Consider the following 16,338-nt stretch of genomic DNA (forward strand, 5'->3'; position numbering starts at 1 on the left):
TATCTTTGACTCTATAGCTAGAGCAACACAGACCAGGCCTCACGCGCCACGACGCTAAACCCGCCGATAAACAGCGCATCACACACGCCCCGGTATTCCGGGGCGCTCACCAGCGTGGTTAGCGCATCACGGATGGCATGAAGCGTTTCGGGTGCGGTGCCGGACGCGGTGATCAGCGGCAGTCCTGGCGTAAGGGGCGTCTGGTCAATCACAGTTAGCCCCGCCAGCAGGGTCGGTTCATGCCGCTGCAACAGCGCATACGTCACGCAGTCGATCGCTGCGATATCCCCTCCCCCACGTTTTACTTCGATCAGCGACTGGCGATGGCTGCCGCTAAAGATAACCTCTGAGAACCAGGCGTTTAACGCACGCGGCGGCACGCGGTTGCGCAGCGCATTGTAGCCAGACTGGGAATCGGGCGCGTTACATACCACCCGCCGTCCGCGAAAATCAGCCAGCGTGCGGTGTTTATCCTCATCACGTACCACCAGAAAACTGCGGTAGTGAATACCTTCGCAGCCCGGTACCCGGTAGTGAAAACAGCCGACGACCTGCACCTCCGGAAGTTGTGTCATCAGCGGGTAGCCGCAGGTCTGGCTCAGAATAAGATTAGGCTGCTGCCAGTGTGCCAGCAGGTCAGGCTCAGGCCTGCCGGGAATAAGCTCCTCCACCGGCAGACCACGCGCCACCAGCAGACGCTGGACGGCCCGCCACAGGGCAAGAGTATCGGTACTATCCACCGCATACATCGGAAACGCCAGCCGGTTATTCATGTCCTTCCTCCTGTTGACGCCAGGGATGTACGGTGACGTCCACCGACGTTTTCCAGAACCGTCGCATCCATTCGCCATACCCTCTCACCAGAAACCCGTGGTTACGCTCCCGGTACGCCTGCTGGTTTTGCAGGTAGATCGTCTTAAGCCCATACCAGGGCACGCCGGGTAAATCGTGATGTACTGAATGGTAGTTAAGATTTAAAAACAGCACGCGCCAGAACAAGCCTGCTTCGTTAATCACCGAACGCGCCAGCGGGTCGTCCGCCGCGCGATGTTCCAGAAAAGAGCGTACTTTTGTCAGCGCCAGCGCCGGGTAGCTTACCGCCAGCACAAACCAGAGCGGAGAGAAATCGTTGTGCATCATCCAGGTAAAAAGCAGCGCCAATAACGCTATATGCACAAGCCACATCACCATCGTACGCAGTTGAAGATGGCGAAACGCCGCCACCGCGCTGCCCAGCGTCTGGAGAATATCCAGCAGCGGCGCCAGCAACAGTCGCCCGGTAAAGGTGTTTCGGGCGAGGATCACCCGCTTCTGCCAGGGCGACAATCGCGCCCAGCTCGCCTGCGTAAAGTAATATGACTCCGGGTCATCCACCGGAATGGTGAGATGGTCGTGACGATGGTGGGCCAGATGAGAATCCCTGTACAGGCCATACGGATACCAGACCGCCAGCGGCAGCGTGCCAAAGAACTGGTTCAGCCACACGAAACGCGTGGGATGGCCGTGGATCAATTCATGCTGAAGAGACATATACCAGGCGGTAAACCCAATCAGCAACAGCGTGGCAGGCAGCAGACCGAGGGTGTGCCAGAACGCCAGCGTCGAGAACCAGCCGCCATAAATGGTGGCGATCAACAGCCACGTGGGCAGTTCGGTTCGCCAGAGAAACCCCGAGGCGAGATGGTGAATTTGGTCGCGTTGCTGCGGATGTAAATAGAGGGAGCTTCGTTTACCCATTCCTTTAGAGCCGTTTCGCCAGAGATAATATGCTGACGGTCCGGGATAACGCCTGAAATAACAAAGAACTTAAATCACTTTGCTTTGCCAGAAAGGTGTGTTGTGCCAGCCAACGCCCTTGCCCTCCGCTTGACTTATTTTGCAATAAAGGTACTTTTCAGGACATGAAGAAGATCCTGATTATTGTTCCTGACGGCGGCATGCTGTTTGAAGCCGCCGGCATCGCCGACATTCTGATGCAAGCTAACCGCCTGCACCCGGGAGGCCTTGCGCAGCCCTGCTATCGCATCATCATCGCCACGACCCAGCCGCACCAGGTGATCCACGGCCAGTCTGGTCTCAATCTGCTGGCAGATTATCGCCTGCCGGAGCTGGATCCCCGTGAGCCGCTTGATACCATCATCATTACCGGGCGCGGCATGAACGAGCAGGAGAGCACCGCCGTGGTGGACTGGCTGCATCTTGCAGCCCCCCATGCGCGGCGGATCGCCTCCATTTGCGGTGGCGCAATGCTGCTGGCCCAGACCGGTTTGCTTGACGGCCGTCGGGCAACCACCCACTGGCGGCTGCTGGAAACCATGCAAGCGCAGTACCCCACCATCCGTGTTGAGGGGGGGCCGCTCTATATTCAGGATGGCCCTGTCTGGACCTCCGGTGGCGTGAGTTCCGGCTTTGATCTGACCCTGGCGCTGGTGGAAGACGATTATGGCTTCAGCCTCGCGCGCGACGTGGCGCAGGATATGGTGATGTATCTGCGCCGCCCGGGAGGACAGCTACAGTTCAGCCGCTATAACCTGTCGCAGTCCGGCTCCTCCGGCCCCATCAGCGAGCTGCAAACCTGGATCCTGCAAAACCTGACGGCCGACCTGTGCGTCGAAAAGCTGGCGGAAAAAGTAGCCATGAGCCCGCGCAACTTCACCCGGGTATTCACCCGCGACACGGGGGCGTCTCCGGCACGCTATGTGACCGAAGCGCGCCTTGCCGCAGCCCGACAGTTGCTTGAACAGACCGACGATCCGCTGTCCGTTATCGCCGAGAAAAGCGGATTTGGCACCAGCATCAACCTGCGTCGCGTATTTGAAAAACAGCTCCACCTCACACCCGGTGAATACCGTCAGCGTTTTCACTGCCGCAAAATGGCGTAATGTGATCCTTTTTTGTCGTTTACGCCATCCGGCCTGAAGCCTACAGTGACTCCAGACAACAGAGATAAGGAGTGCATTATGGTTAAGGTCGGCATTAACGGTTTCGGCCGTATCGGACGTAATTTCCTGCGCGCGGCACTGGGCAATCCGGACCTGCAGATTGTGGCGATTAACGATCTGACGGACAGCAAAACCCTCGCCCATTTGCTTAAGCATGATTCCCTGCTCGGCACGCTACCGGCACCCGTTGAAGCGGCGGACGGCGCGCTGCAGGTTGACGGCCAGCGCATTACCGTCTTTAGCGAACGCGATCCGGCGAATATTCCCTGGCGCGATGCAGGCGTTGACGTGGTGATTGAAGCGACCGGTTTCTTCACCGAGCGCGAAAAAGCGCTGGTGCATATCATCCACGGTGGTGCGAAGCGCGTCATCATCTCCGCGCCGGGTAAAAATGACGATCTGACGGTGGTGATGGGCGTTAACCACGAGCAGTACGATCCGGCTAAGCACGTGGTAGTGAGCAACGGGAGTTGCACCACGAACGGCCTGGCCCCGGCCGCTCAGGTCCTGCATCAGCAGTTTGGTATTGAGCATGGCCTGATGAACACCACGCACGCTTATACCAACAGCCAGGCGCTGCACGACCAGCCGGAAAAAGATCTGCGCGGCGCACGTGCAGCAGCCCTGTCGATTGTGCCGTACTCCAGCGGTGCCGCGAAGGCACTGGGGAAAGTCATCCCGTCTCTGGACGGCAAGCTGACCGGCTATTCCCTGCGCGTACCGGTTCCGGTGGTCTCGATTGTGGACTTAACGGTAACGCTGAGCCGTGACGTTACGGCCGAAGAGGTGAACGATGCGTTCCGCAAAGCCGCGGCCAGCGGGCCACTGAAAGGCATTCTGGGATACAGCGATGAACCGCTGGTCTCCAGCGATTATCAGGGCGACCCGCGCTCTTCGATTATTGACGGTCTCTCCACGCTGGTAATTGGTGGTCGGATGGTGAAGATCCTGGCGTGGTATGACAACGAGTGGGGCTTCTCTAACCGCCTGGTGGATCTGGCGGTGCTGATGGATAAGAAAGGGTTGTAAGGTTTAAGCCGGGTGGCGCTTGCGCTTACCCGGCTAATAATTCACTCCGCCTTAACCTTCACGCCCATCAACACAATCACCATCGCCGTTACCAGCAGGAAACCGCTTCCGGCAAAGACGCCGCTGGCGCCGTTGAGGTCAAATACCGCCCCGCCCACGGCAGCACCGGCGCTGATTGCCAGCTGGATAGAGGCTACCAGCAAACCACCTGCGCTTTCGGCTTCATCTGGCACCGTCGTGGCAAGCCAGGTTGACCAGCCCACCGGAACCAGACCAAACGCAAAGCCCCACATCGCCACCAGCAATCCATCCAGTATCGCCAGATGACCAAACGCCACCATGGTGAGTGCCAGCACGCCCATGGCGAACGGTACCAGCGCCAGCGTCAGGCGCAGATTACGCGCCAGCAGATGTCCGGCTACGGAGGTACCGATAAAGTTGGCTATCCCAAAGCCCAGCAGGATCAGCGAGATGCTCTCCACGCTTGCCTGCCCCACCGTTTCAAGGAACGGACGCAGATAGGTAAAGAAGGCAAAATGGCCGCTGAAGATCAGAATGGTCGCCAGCATTCCACCGATCATTCCCGGACGACGCAGCACGCGGAACAGTGTGCCCAGGCTGCCGCTGCTCTCCGGCTTCATTGACGGCAGTACCCAAAGCTGCCACAGCAACGCCAGCATGCTCGGCAGAATGCAGAGGATAAAGACGTTACGCCAGCCAATCAGGCTGCCAAGATAGCTGCCCAGCGGGGCCGCGACCACCGTGGCGATCGACACGCTGGAGAAGATCACCGCCAGCGCTTTCGGCACTTTATCGGCAGGCACCAGACGCATCGCCGTGGCGGTCGACATCGCCCAGAATCCCCCGATGGCAATCCCTAACAGCAGACGTCCCATCAGCAGTACGTGCAGCGTGGGTGCAAAAGCCACCAGCAGGCTGGAGACGATTTGCAGCACCGAGAAAAACATCAGTACCCAGCGACGGTCGATACTTTTGGTCGCCGGGGTGATCAGCAATCCGGTGACCAGCGCGACCAGCGCGGTGGCGGTCACCGCCTGCCCAGCCATCCCCTCCGTTACGCCCAGGCTTGCGGCCATGGGCGTTAACAAACTGGCGGGCAGGAACTCCGCCGTGATCAAACCAAACACCCCCAGCCCCAGTGAATAGACGGCCCGCCAGGCGGGTTTTGCAGGCACAACAGCCTCTCTCGCCGCGACACATGAACTCATCTGTTGATCTCCCGTTATGAAAATGTGACAACTGTCGCAAAAGGATAGAGTGTTCACCCTGGACGATCTATGACATATAATCTCCACTTATTGATTATTCGTCCGGAGTTTTGCCATGACCGCTCAGTCCCCCGATCTGATCAGCGAGCTGTTGCGCGGAATGCGCCTGTCGGGCGTGAAATACCGCCGCATTGAAGCCAGCGCGCCTTTCGGCGTGGCGTTCCACCAGGCACCGGGCAAAGCACAGTTTCATTTTGTCAGCCGCGGCAGCGCCCTGCTGCGTATGGAGAGTGGCGCAACGTTCACCTTAAGCGGCGGCGATGCCCTTTTTATTCCGAACGGTAATGCGCACGCCCTGCTGTCTGACGAGAAGGCAACCATCACGCCGGTTAGCGCGTTTCCCAGCGAGCCTATCTGCGGCTCGGTCTGCGCCATCACCTGCGAACCCTGCCCGGACAGCGAAAACACCGTGATTTTCAGCGGATGCATGAACTTTGAACTGGGCGGAATGCAGCCGCTAATTAAAGCGATGCCGGAGGTGATGATGGTGAGCCGGTTGATGTCCACCTGGCCGGAGATCCACCCGCTGCTGGCGGCGATGGAGCGCGAATCCATGACGCGTCAGGCCGGATTCGCCGGGATCCTCGCGCGGCTGGCGGACGTGGTTGCGGCGCTAATCGTGCGGGGCTGGGTTGAAGGAGGCTGCGGAAAAGCCACCGGCTGGGTGCAGGTACTGCGTGACCCGCGTCTGAGCCGGGCCATTTACGCCATGCACCAGCAGCCGGGTCTGAACTGGAGCGTGGCGGATCTGGCAAAAGAGGCTGGCACCTCCCGCTCGGTGTTTGCGGAACGTTTTCTCGCCGCGACGGGCACCACCCCGGCGAAATACCTCAGCGAATTGAGGATGCGCCTGGCCATTCAGTACATTCGCCATGAAAATCAGCCTATTGAAACGGTCGCGCTGCGCCTGGGGTACGGATCCCTTGCGGCGTTTAGCCGGGCGTTCAAGCGAATTATCGGCCATGCGCCGGGCACGCTGCGGGAGACCAGCCAGACCCCGGAAGAGGCCTGACTGGCGCAGGACATCAGAAGTAGTATTTGAAGCGCACGCGCCCGCCATAGCGATCGTCGTTACGGTCATCGCCGTCATTCGGATGTGCTTCAACCCAGGAGGCATACGCACCAAGATAGATATTGAAATTCTTCATCTTCATGACGTTCGGGATCAGGTACGACGCATGAATGGTGTGAATATCATAATCACCGGGATCGGTCACCCAGCAGTCGCCATCACAATCCGCATTAAAGTTGGCGGTGTTGAAATTATCGATCTGGTTATGCGCGTAGATATAGCCCAGCTCAACATTGCGCCATAAGGCATTCACGCCCGCGGTGAAATCCGTCTCGTCGGTAGCATCCATGTAGGCGGTATTCAGGTTCGCCACGATACCGTCATCCGGATCGGTTTTTTGCCCGTTCCAGGTCATGGTAAAGCCATAGCCGGTGCGGTCAGACTGGTCGACCCATCTTCCGGACGCATCGTGGTAGCCGTAGGCATTGTTGACGAGGTTGCTCTCCATCGCGATGGCGGTCGAGAAGTTTCCTTCCTGCCAGGCAATCACCGGACGGACGTAGGCGACGTTTTTATCGTTATCCAGGTCCATGCCATGATACTGCTGGTCAACAAACAGCGAGCTGCCGTCTTCCAGCAGCGTGTTAACCTCGAGATACCAGTTGCCCAGGGTTTTACTCAGCAGGAAGTTACCGCCGCTGTCGCTACGCCCCCGCCCCTCTTTCATCATATAGATATAGCCGTAACCATCGCCGTAGAGATCGTTAGCGGTGTTGCCGGAATATTCAACGAAGGTATCCTGGTTTAGCGGGAACATGTCATAGGCTTCAAAGCGGCCAACTTTTACCTTCCAGTCGTTTTCCGTGCCAAAGAAGAAGACCGCGTCATCCAGGTTCATTTTGCCCGTTAAGTCCGCCAGCGGCTGTACGGAGAAACCGGCAAAATTGCCGTTTTCCATTCGCTTATAGCCGTCAAACCCCAGCAGCAAACGCCCGTTAATATCCCAGCGTTCATTGTTACCGGGTGCCCAGTCTTTATTGGCTGTCGTTTTCATGGACGTTAAACTGCCGGTCTTGCTGGCCGCATCCATATTAAATTCAACGTCACCATAAAATTTAATATCACCGTAGCCGGATAACGTAAGCTTAGGTGCCGTTTGCGCTGTCGCAGGCTCTGTGGATTCAACCACCACAGGATTTGCAGCTACCACGGGATGCTGCTGTTGCTCAAGAACCTGAATTTGTGCTTCTGCCTTTGCTGCCCTTGTTTCGGCCTTTTCGAGGCGCGCCTCCAGTTGCGCCAGTTTATCTTCCAGACGTTGGGTATCATTTGCTGCCATTGCTGCGGTAGAACAAAACGCACTGACGAGCAGTGCAATATTTTTCACTTTCATCGACTCCATCCTCGTGAGTTAATCATTATTTCCTGACGGACACAGAGAACCTCACCGATAATTCAAATGAATTATCGGCTTACTGCTTCAACTATTAAGAGTTAGCGAATTCGCCTTTGTTTAAATCACTCACCACGCCATTCATGACGTTTTCAGTTAATTTATAAAATTTGATCGAGAATGCGGTGAGTAAATAAAAGAGTGATGGGATTAATGTGAACAATAAAATAACGCCCTGAATGGCGGATTCTGACTGTACGGTACTGTTCGACTGGTAATTAAACCAGGCCAGCACCCACCCCAGAATGGCACCACCGACGGCGACACCCAACTTAATCACGAAAATATTGGCCGCAACATTCATACCTGTAATACGACGTTGGGTTTTCCATTCACCGTAATTATTTGCATCAGTGATCATTGACCACTGCAACGCGCCGTTACCGCCCTGGACAATCTGAATGAGCACATGGGCAATCAGTGGAATGACCCAGAACTCCAGCGGCAGCCAGAAGCAGGCCACGCCTAACGCAGCGTTGAGAATATTGATCCAGAACGAGAGTTTAACCTTGCAAAAACGGGTCCCGAACGGCTGCGCCAGAACCGAACCAAACATCGAGGCCAGCATCCCACCCAACATAAAGAACGAGATGACGTCAGCCCCCTTGTTGAGAACAGTGTTCACGTAATAGACCACTGCACCACCGCGGATCACCACCGCCACCAGCATCATAAAGTTGTAGATCGAGAGAATGCGCCACTGATCGTTACGAAAGAGGATTTTAACGTCCCGGGCGATGTTCAGATTCTCCTCTTTGATCGGCTGGACGCGCTCTTTGGTGGTGACAAAACAAATGATAAACATCACGCAGCCGATTGCGCCAAAAAGCGCCATCGCCACCTGGATGCCGGTCGCCCTGTCGCCGGGGTAGAGATAGTCCGCCAGGGGCAGAATCAACGCGGTGCCGAGCGCCCCGCCAATTGGCGTAATGGCAAAGCGCCAGGACTGCAACGAGAGGTTTTCACGCGGATCGGACGTCAGCGCCGCCCCCAGAGAACAATACGGGATATTTATGGCGGTATACATCAGGGTCATAAATATATACGCGCCAACGGCATAATAAATTTTCCCGGTTTCAGTAAAATCAGGTATGGAATATACCAGCACGCAACTCACCGCAAAAGGAACGCATATCGCCAGCAGCCAGGGACGAAAACGTCCCCACCGTGTGGATGTTGCATCGGCAATCGCTCCCATAACGGGGTCGGTAATGGCATCTAATAAGCGGACCAAAAGAAACATGGTTCCCATTACGGCCGGGGGTAAGCCATAAATATCCGTGTAGTAATACGCCAGAATGGCGACCGAGGAGTCAAAAACAATATGACTCGCGGCATCTCCAAGGCTGTAGCCTATTTTTTCCCGGACCGGAATTTTTTCACTCACTGACATCACGTTACTCCTTATTGATGAAACCGGTTTCTGCTTTGGCAATAATTTCGCCTGAGCGCAACGAGGCGATCCATTATGTTTTTTCACCATGAAGTTATGTTTTTTGCTTTATGTGATCGGGATAATTAAAAGAAAGCCTTTATCCGGAAAATTATGCGTAACGGATCGCAATTTATTTTCTCGCCTACAGCCATTCACAATATCAATATTTCAGCCGCGCCACCGGGGCATTAAACGCAACGGTAAATTGTCTGGATTTGTGCAAAGTGCGATGTTCGACACGCGAAGCGCGGAATATTCGACTAAGGTTTTCTGGTGAATGATTACAGCGTGACCGCTGCTCAGCGAAATAAGGAGAAGCACCGATGATAACACCTCAAAAGCTGCGCCCTCGCCTCTTACCTCTGGTTCTGGGCAGTGCGCTGCTCGCGGTTGCCGCGACAGGTAACGCGGAAGAGATGAACTCTGGCCAGACAAATTCACCGGATATCTTGCTCGGCCCTCTTTTCAACGATGTCCAGAGCGCCAAACTCTTCCCCGATCAAAAAACCTTTGCCGATGCCGTACCGAAAAGCGATCCCCTGACGATCCTGGCCGACTACCGCATGCAGCGTCGTCAGTCCGGGTTTGATTTACGCCATTTTGTTGATATGAACTTCACGCTTCCCGCGGAAGGGGAAAAATATGTTCCTCCTGCGGGGCAGAGCCTGCGTGAGCATATTGACGGGCTGTGGCCTGTGCTGACGCGTACCACCGATAAAGCCAGTAACAAATGGGATTCACTCCTGCCCTTACCGAAATCCTACGTTGTGCCGGGCGGGCGTTTCCGCGAGGTCTACTACTGGGACAGCTATTTCACCATGTTAGGGCTGGCGGAAAGCGGCCACTGGGACAAAATCAGCGATATGGTGGACAATTTTGCCTACGAACTGGATACATGGGGGCACATTCCGAACGGCAACCGCAGTTACTATCTGAGCCGCTCCCAGCCGCCATTTTTCTCGCTGATGGTGGAACTGCTGGCCACGCACGACAGCGAGGCGCTGAAGAAATACCGTCCGCAGATGGAAAAGGAGTACGCCTACTGGATGGAGGGCGCAGATGCGCTGCAGGCCGGAGAGGCCAACAAACGCGTGGTGAAGCTGGAGGATGGCTCGCTGCTTAACCGCTACTGGGATGACCGCGACACGCCGCGTCCGGAGTCGTGGCTTGACGATATCACCACCGCCAAAAGCAACCCTAACCGCCCGGCAACCGAAATCTACCGCGATTTGCGCTCTGCGGCGGCCTCAGGCTGGGACTTCAGCTCCCGCTGGATGGACGATCCGCAAAAGCTGGGCACCATCCGCACCACCAGTATTGTGCCGGTGGATCTGAACGCCCTGATGTTCAAGATGGAAAAACTGCTCGCCCGGGCAAGCCAGGAGAGCGGCGATGCCGCCAGCGCGAGCAAATATGAAGCCCTGGCCACGGCGCGCCAGAAGGCGATGGAGAAGTATCTGTGGAACGATAAAGAGGGATGGTATGCGGATTACGACCTGAAGAGTAAGAAGGTGCGTAATCAGCTCACGGCTGCAGCCCTCTTCCCGCTGTATGTGAAGGCCGCGGCACAGGATCGCGCGGATAAAGTGGCTGCAGCGACGTCCTCACGTCTGCTGAAACCGGGCGGCATCACCACCACCACCGTGAACAGCGGCCAGCAGTGGGATGCCCCCAATGGCTGGGCGCCACTGCAGTGGGTAGCCACGGAAGGGTTGCAGAATTATGGACAGGACAAGGTCGCGATGGATGTCACCTGGCGCTTCCTGAAAAATGTTCAGCATACCTACGATCGCGAGCAGAAACTGGTGGAGAAATATGATGTCTCCTCCACCGGTACGGGCGGCGGCGGCGGTGAGTATCCGCTGCAGGATGGATTCGGCTGGAGCAACGGCGTGACGCTGAAGATGCTGGATCTGGTCTGTCCGAAAGAGAAACCGTGTGACAGCGTGCCGCAGAATCAGCCTGCGGCGAATGATGAGGCTGCGCCGGTGAAAAGTACGGCGCAGTAAGTGAACAATGCCGGGGGGCGCTAACGCCTACCCGGCCTGCATTCCCTGCGGGAGAGGGAAACGATAATCAGAAGCTGTAGCTCGCCCCCAACTGATACGTCCGGTCACGCCCAATCCAGCAGTTTGTCGCGTCGTAGCAGGTCAGCGTCTCTTTGTTGGTGATGTTTTGCGCGCTGGCTTTCAGCGTTAATCCCTCCAGCGACGGCAGGATTTCCCCCATACGATAGGAGGCCGCCAGATCGTACTGCATGGTGCCGCCCAGTTTGCCCGCATCGTTGTTCGGTGAAATTTCCATGGGTCCGGTGTAGCGCGCCCCTGCCCCCAGCATCAGCCCTCTCAGCGGCGTGTTGTCAAAGGTGTAATCCCCCCACAGGTTGAACGCGTTCTCCGGCACCTGCGTTGGCCGTTTGCCCTGGTATTTGTCATCTTCGGTATTGATCAGATGGGTGTAGGCATAGTTGGCAATCAGGGTCACGTTATCCGCTGGGCGGCTGACGATTGAGAGCTCAGCCCCTTTAGATTCCACTTCTCCGGTCTGGCTGTAATTCAGGAAGCCCGGATCGGAGGTGACGACATTTTTCTGACGGATATTAAATACCGAGGCGGTAAAGGTTGTGGCGTAATCCGCCAGCAGGTATTTGACCCCGCCTTCCACCTGCTTGCTGGTGGTTGGCTTCACGTCTTTAGCCGTAAGCGTCCCCTGCGGCGACACCGGGGCAAACCCTTCGGAGTAACTGATGAACGGTGAAAGCCCATTCTCAAACGCGTAAAGCGCGCCCAGGCGTTTGGTCACGCGGTCCTGCGAGACCCACGCCTTGTCGCCATTCTGCATATAATTGGTGGTTACCGAGCGGTAATCGTCATAACGCAGGCTGGCCAGCAGATTTAAACCGCCAAACTCCACCTGATCCTGCAGGTAATAGCCGTTTTGCTGATAGCTCAGACGATTTTTCTGCCCCGTATACAACCCGAGATCGCGTTCGTTGATCTGCGAATAGTCAGGATTTCGCATATCGATGCCAGGCGTTGTTGAGGCATAACGGTAGTAGAAGTGAGAGTCCATCTTTTGATAGTCAAACCCGGCCAACAGGTGGTGTTTCCACTCTCCCAGCGCCACGGTTTTGGTGACCTGGTTATCGATGTTGAAGCTCTTCAGATCTTCATCCGTGGTGTAAGCAAACCGGTTAAGCTGGTAGACCGCGCTCCCCGTCCCCGTGGCATAAACGCTGCGCTGGTGGGTGTCGACATCAAAGTACCGTGCTTTCTGGTTAAAGCCCCAGCCACTGTCAAACTCATGTTCAAAGCTGTAGCCCAGCATCCACTGACGCTGTTTGAAACCGCTCCACTCATCCCCGGCATAATCCCGGCGGTCGGCATATTTCGAGTGCAGATAAGCAAGCGGCAACGGGTTGGATGGAGACAGGCTCGGGGAGTTTTGCGCCAGTGCATCAACCGTAAGACGCGTTTTGCTGTCCGGCTCCCAGGTCACGGACGGGGCAACCAGATAATTTTCATAGCGCGTGGTATGGGGCTGATCGTCATTTTCCGTGGCTTTGCCCAGCAGTCGGTAGTTCCAGTCGCTGTCGGCAATTTGTCCGGTCGAGTCGAGATAACCCTCCTTCAGATTGCGATTGCCGGTGTTGAAACCCAACTCGGTATGGGCGGTTTTTTGTGGCTTTTTACCCTGAATATTTACCAGCCCCCCCGGGGAGCCACCGCCGTAGAGCACAGAAGATGGCCCTTTGAGGATATCAACGCTTTCAATCAGCAGTGGATCGATGCGCGCTTTGGTATTTCCGGTGACGTTATACGGCAGTTGCAGTCCGTTGTAGAACTCCTGGTCAACGGAAAAACCACGGATTTTATATTCGCTCATGTAGGTGGTATTGCCACGCAGCTCTGTCGAAACGCCCGGAACATAGCGCAGGATTTCGTTCACGGAGTTGGCATGGCGTTGCGCGATCTGCTGCGCAGAGACGGTATCGATCACCTGCGGCGTTTTACTTTCGGCAACGGCCGATTTGGTTGCGCTGTTTGTCCATGCGGGGAGAACGCTGCCCTGCTCAGAGCCGGTGACAAGAATGGTGGATTCTTCAGCAAATGCCTGTGCCTGTAATGCCAGCGTCACGGCTCCTGCCAACGCGCATACTGCAAAACGTGAGGTGTTCATAATGTCGTCTTGTGATTATATGTAACTAGGAACGACAATTATTATCATTTCGATTAGCAAATCAATATCACGACAAAAAAAACGGCCCTGTCGCGAGAGCCGTTTTGTGTCATCTATGCCCGTCGGAGCAACCTGAATATGCCCAGGACAACAATGGCGCCCACCACAGCCACAAGGAAACTGTGCAGGTCGAATCCACTGATGTCGCCCCCAAAGCCAAACATGGTCGCCAGCCAGCCGCCGACAACCGCACCAACAACCCCAAGAACACAGGTCAATATAAAGCCGCCGCCATCATTTCCCGGCATGATGAGTTTAGCGATAGCCCCGGCAATAAGACCAAAGATGATCCACGCGATAATACCCATAGCGATGCCCTCTTGCAGGTTTAACGCATGCGCAGAAAACCTTCCGCGCAGGTAACGTAAGTATAGGTCATCACGGTAAAACCGATTTCATCTCACCGACTTAACTTCTCTGTACTGCGAAAAAAACTCACCGGTTTGTATTAAGTTTCGTTTCACGCTGCCGATAACGCAGAGACAGTCTGTCATTTATCAAGGAGCCATCCGGCGTGAGTAATTACAGTGAGCAGTTCCTGAAGCAAAATCCGCTGGCTGTATTAGGGGTATTGCGCGACCTGCAAAAAGGCGAGGTGCCGCTGCGCATCAGCTGGTCAAACAATCAATTCATCAGCAAGATCCTGGATGCTTCTGCAGAGAGGCTGGTCATTGACCTGGGCAGCCAGGAGCATGAAAACCGCGCCGCGCTGCGGGCGGAGAAAATCTCGGTGATGGCAGAAACGCACGGCGCAAAAGTGGAGTTTGTCCTGCCGCGCCTGGAGTTGAGCGAATACGGTGGTCTTCCGGCGTTTGTCACCCCGCTGCCGGCCAACCTCTGGTTTGTTCAGCGCCGTGAATATTTTCGTATCAGTGCCCCGCTTCATCCTGCCTATTTTGGTAAGGCCAAAATGCCGGACAAAAAAGAGATCCGCTTTCGCCTTTTTGACCTCTCCCTGGGCGGCATGGGTGCGCTGATGGATACGCCAAAGCCTGACGGACTGGTAGAAGGCATGCGATTTACCCAAATCGAACTGGATATGGGAGGCTGGGGGCGTTTTTACTTTGATGCGCAGCTGATTGCCATCAGCGAGCGTAAGGTGGTCGACAGCAAAAATGAAACGATCGTCACGCCGCGTCTGAGCTTCCGCTTCCTGAACGTCGGGCCGGGCGCAGAGCGTGAACTGCAGCGGATTATCTATTCTCTGGAGCGAGAGGCGCGGGAGCGGGCGAATAAAGTGTTGTGACAGGAGCCGGGCAGCACACAGGCCGCCCGACAACGGCATTACATGGCATCCATCGCTTTCTGAACTTTCCAGATATAACGCGGAGCCTGTGGTGCCGGATGATTTTTCACCACGTGTTCAAAGAACTCGTCTTTGTCCATGTCGTTGATCTCTTCTATCGCCTCCTTACGGTCCGATGAGAACGTCCTGAGCAGCGCACCCGCGCCGTTCACGTAAGAGACCACCAGCGCATACTGCATCACTTCTGGATCCTCGATTCCCTTCAGCACGCCGTGTTCCAGAATGCTCAAATAGGCCGTGCCCATGGAGATGTTGCGTTCCGGGTTTTTCAGCTCGCTGGTTGACGGCTGACCACGCCAGCCCATATAGCGGTAGACCTCTCTCCCTGCGGTTGAGGCCTTAAGCTGCATCAGCCCCACGGCGTTAGATTTGCTGACAAGCGTTGGGTTACCGCCGGATTCCACGGCAATGATCGCCGTGATCAGTCGCGGGCTGACGCCCCAGGCCTTGCCTGCCTGTTCACTGATCGGCATCCACTGCATGGCCCGTTTTACTGGCACTTCCGGGTTCCATGCCGGGTTTTGATAGTCATGTTTTGAACTACAGCCAGCCAGCAACACAATCAAAAAAGCAAACCATCTCAATTTCACGTCATCTATCCTTATAGCCGGTCATCGCCCTTGAAGCAGGCAACGTATAAGCGGCATGATATAGACAATTAGATTCTCATTCAGCAAGGAATTGCCATGTCTCAGTTTCATCTTATCGCGCCGTCCGGGTACTGCATCAACCAGGAGGCGGCACAGCGGGGCGTTGAGCGCTTACTGGAACTCGGTTACCCGGTAGAAAATCAGACAATTATCCCCCGCCGCCAGCAGCGTTTTGCCGGTACGGAAGCGCAAAGGCTGAATGATATCAACAGCCTGGTGAACCTGCAGGGTGAGAACAATATCGTGCTGGCGGTGCGCGGCGGCTATGGTGCGAGCCGGTTGCTGGAGAGTATTGACTGGCAAGGGCTGGCAAAGCGTCAGCAGCAGGATCCGCTGCTTATCTGCGGCCACAGCGACTTTACCGTAATCCAGCTGGGGTTGCTCGCGCTGCATAACGTGGTGACCTTCAGCGGCCCGATGCTGGCCGGAAATTTCGGGGCACCCGAGCTTGATCCATTTACGGTGGAACACTTCTGGCGCGCCCTGAAAAACCCGACCTACAGCGTTGAGTGGCAGGGCAACGGGCCGCACTGGTCGTGTGAAGGACAACTCTGGGGCGGAAATCTGGCAATGCTGGTGTCGCTCATCGGGACGCCATGGCTGCCGCAAATTGACGGCGGCATTCTGGTGCTGGAAGATATCAATGAACATCCGTTCCGCGTCGAGCGCATGTTATTGCAGCTGTATTACGCCGGTATTCTGGAACGTCAATCCGCGGTTATTCTTGGCAGTTTTACCGGTGCCGCGCCGAATGACTATGACGCAGGATACTCGCTGGAAACGATGGTCGATTTCATCCGCTCACGCCTTGATATTCCTGTTATTACCGGGCTGGACTTCGGCCACGAGCAGCAAACCGTCACCCTGGCGTTAGGCGCGCAGGCCATCCTGAAGCATGATGAAACGGGCAGTCGGTTAACGATTGGGGGTCATCCGGTCTTAAAGGCATAAAAAAGCCGTTTATCCCCCTCAATAAACCGCTG

At 55.9% G+C, this 16,338-nt stretch carries 14 protein-coding genes; 6 read left to right on the plus strand and 8 right to left on the minus strand.

Annotated features, from left to right (window positions below):
* Positions 1-17: 17 nt before the first annotated feature.
* Both ACQG22_RS13765 and ACQG22_RS13770 read right to left on the minus strand, forming a co-directional pair.
* Positions 18-773 carry a phosphate/phosphite/phosphonate ABC transporter substrate-binding protein gene (locus ACQG22_RS13765; protein WP_369706664.1) on the minus strand — a complete coding sequence of 252 codons (756 nt, stop codon included), beginning with the start codon at positions 771-773 and terminating at the stop codon, positions 18-20.
* A complete protein-coding gene (locus ACQG22_RS13770) occupies positions 766-1,737 on the minus strand; it encodes a fatty acid desaturase (protein WP_369706663.1) in 972 nt (323 codons plus the stop codon). The genes ACQG22_RS13765 and ACQG22_RS13770 overlap by 8 nt, the downstream gene beginning before the upstream one ends.
* Before the next feature lie 164 nt (positions 1,738-1,901).
* Between ACQG22_RS13770 and ACQG22_RS13775 the strand changes: the two genes are divergently transcribed.
* Complete coding sequence (locus ACQG22_RS13775; protein WP_020690861.1) at positions 1,902-2,882, plus strand: GlxA family transcriptional regulator; 981 nt, start codon at positions 1,902-1,904, stop codon at positions 2,880-2,882.
* A gap of 78 nt (positions 2,883-2,960) precedes the next feature.
* Positions 2,961-3,971, plus strand: a complete 1,011-nt coding sequence (gap, locus tag ACQG22_RS13780; RefSeq protein WP_040020048.1) for a type I glyceraldehyde-3-phosphate dehydrogenase — start codon at positions 2,961-2,963, stop codon at positions 3,969-3,971.
* Between the two features lie 41 nt (positions 3,972-4,012).
* On the opposite strand, the gene ACQG22_RS13785 is transcribed toward gap, so the two are convergent.
* Positions 4,013-5,200 carry an MFS transporter gene (locus tag ACQG22_RS13785; RefSeq protein ID WP_013096167.1) on the minus strand — a complete coding sequence of 396 codons (1,188 nt, stop codon included), beginning with the start codon at positions 5,198-5,200 and terminating at the stop codon, positions 4,013-4,015.
* Positions 5,201-5,315: 115 nt separating this feature from the next.
* Between ACQG22_RS13785 and ACQG22_RS13790 the strand changes: the two genes are divergently transcribed.
* On the plus strand, positions 5,316-6,272 hold the full coding sequence (locus ACQG22_RS13790; protein WP_058684083.1) for an AraC family transcriptional regulator: 957 nt from the start codon (positions 5,316-5,318) through the stop codon (positions 6,270-6,272).
* Between the two features lie 13 nt (positions 6,273-6,285).
* On the opposite strand, the gene ACQG22_RS13795 is transcribed toward ACQG22_RS13790, so the two are convergent.
* Positions 6,286-7,665, minus strand: coding sequence for a carbohydrate porin (locus tag ACQG22_RS13795; protein ID WP_289467064.1), 1,380 nt, complete (start codon positions 7,663-7,665; stop codon positions 6,286-6,288).
* A gap of 94 nt (positions 7,666-7,759) precedes the next feature.
* Positions 7,760-9,118 carry a glycoside-pentoside-hexuronide (GPH):cation symporter gene (locus ACQG22_RS13800; protein WP_038984676.1) on the minus strand — a complete coding sequence of 453 codons (1,359 nt, stop codon included), beginning with the start codon at positions 9,116-9,118 and terminating at the stop codon, positions 7,760-7,762.
* Positions 9,119-9,483: 365 nt separating this feature from the next.
* Between ACQG22_RS13800 and ACQG22_RS13805 the strand changes: the two genes are divergently transcribed.
* Positions 9,484-11,169, plus strand: a complete 1,686-nt coding sequence (locus ACQG22_RS13805) for an alpha,alpha-trehalase (RefSeq protein ID WP_040020044.1) — start codon at positions 9,484-9,486, stop codon at positions 11,167-11,169.
* A gap of 67 nt (positions 11,170-11,236) precedes the next feature.
* On the opposite strand, the gene ACQG22_RS13810 is transcribed toward ACQG22_RS13805, so the two are convergent.
* Positions 11,237-13,339: a TonB-dependent siderophore receptor gene (locus tag ACQG22_RS13810; protein WP_038419884.1), complete on the minus strand. Its 2,103-nt coding sequence runs from the start codon at positions 13,337-13,339 to the stop codon at positions 11,237-11,239.
* 113 nt (positions 13,340-13,452) lie between these two features.
* Positions 13,453-13,707 (minus strand): GlsB/YeaQ/YmgE family stress response membrane protein, encoded by a 255-nt coding sequence (locus ACQG22_RS13815; RefSeq protein WP_013096161.1) that lies wholly within the window; start codon positions 13,705-13,707, stop codon positions 13,453-13,455.
* Positions 13,708-13,913: 206 nt separating this feature from the next.
* On the opposite strand from ACQG22_RS13815, the gene ycgR reads away from it, so the two are divergent.
* Positions 13,914-14,645, plus strand: coding sequence for a flagellar brake protein YcgR (gene ycgR / locus ACQG22_RS13820; RefSeq protein ID WP_023621730.1), 732 nt, complete (start codon positions 13,914-13,916; stop codon positions 14,643-14,645).
* Positions 14,646-14,683: 38 nt separating this feature from the next.
* Here the strand turns inward: ycgR and emtA are convergent, their stop codons facing one another.
* Positions 14,684-15,295 (minus strand): membrane-bound lytic murein transglycosylase EmtA, encoded by a 612-nt coding sequence (gene emtA / locus ACQG22_RS13825; protein WP_023621731.1) that lies wholly within the window; start codon positions 15,293-15,295, stop codon positions 14,684-14,686.
* 96 nt (positions 15,296-15,391) lie between these two features.
* Here emtA and ldcA point away from each other — a divergent pair, with 96 nt between their 5' ends.
* Entirely contained in the window at positions 15,392-16,306 is a 915-nt protein-coding gene (gene ldcA / locus ACQG22_RS13830; protein WP_013096158.1) for a muramoyltetrapeptide carboxypeptidase, read from the plus strand.
* Positions 16,307-16,338 lie beyond the last annotated feature (32 nt).

The organism is Enterobacter cloacae complex sp. 309I3, assembly GCF_050031595.1.
Classification (GTDB): Bacteria; Pseudomonadota; Gammaproteobacteria; order Enterobacterales; family Enterobacteriaceae; genus Enterobacter; species Enterobacter cloacae.

Bases quoted from the DNA above. Each gene is read 5' to 3' on its own strand.
- ACQG22_RS13815 (WP_013096161.1), bottom strand. From the start codon at position 13,707: ATGGGTATTATCGCGTGGATCATCTTTGGTCTTATTGCCGGGGCTATC.
- ACQG22_RS13775 (WP_020690861.1), top strand. From the start codon at position 1,902: ATGAAGAAGATCCTGATTATTGTTCCTGACGGCGGCATGCTGTTTGAA.
- ACQG22_RS13770 (WP_369706663.1), bottom strand. From the start codon at position 1,737: ATGGGTAAACGAAGCTCCCTCTATTTACATCCGCAGCAACGCGACCAA.
- ACQG22_RS13765 (WP_369706664.1), bottom strand. From the start codon at position 773: ATGAATAACCGGCTGGCGTTTCCGATGTATGCGGTGGATAGTACCGAT.
- ldcA (WP_013096158.1), top strand. From the start codon at position 15,392: ATGTCTCAGTTTCATCTTATCGCGCCGTCCGGGTACTGCATCAACCAG.
- ACQG22_RS13795 (WP_289467064.1), bottom strand. From the start codon at position 7,665: ATGAAAGTGAAAAATATTGCACTGCTCGTCAGTGCGTTTTGTTCTACC.
- ACQG22_RS13800 (WP_038984676.1), bottom strand. From the start codon at position 9,118: ATGTCAGTGAGTGAAAAAATTCCGGTCCGGGAAAAAATAGGCTACAGC.
- ACQG22_RS13810 (WP_038419884.1), bottom strand. From the start codon at position 13,339: ATGAACACCTCACGTTTTGCAGTATGCGCGTTGGCAGGAGCCGTGACG.
- ACQG22_RS13805 (WP_040020044.1), top strand. From the start codon at position 9,484: ATGATAACACCTCAAAAGCTGCGCCCTCGCCTCTTACCTCTGGTTCTG.
- ACQG22_RS13785 (WP_013096167.1), bottom strand. From the start codon at position 5,200: ATGAGTTCATGTGTCGCGGCGAGAGAGGCTGTTGTGCCTGCAAAACCC.
- gap (WP_040020048.1), top strand. From the start codon at position 2,961: ATGGTTAAGGTCGGCATTAACGGTTTCGGCCGTATCGGACGTAATTTC.
- ACQG22_RS13790 (WP_058684083.1), top strand. From the start codon at position 5,316: ATGACCGCTCAGTCCCCCGATCTGATCAGCGAGCTGTTGCGCGGAATG.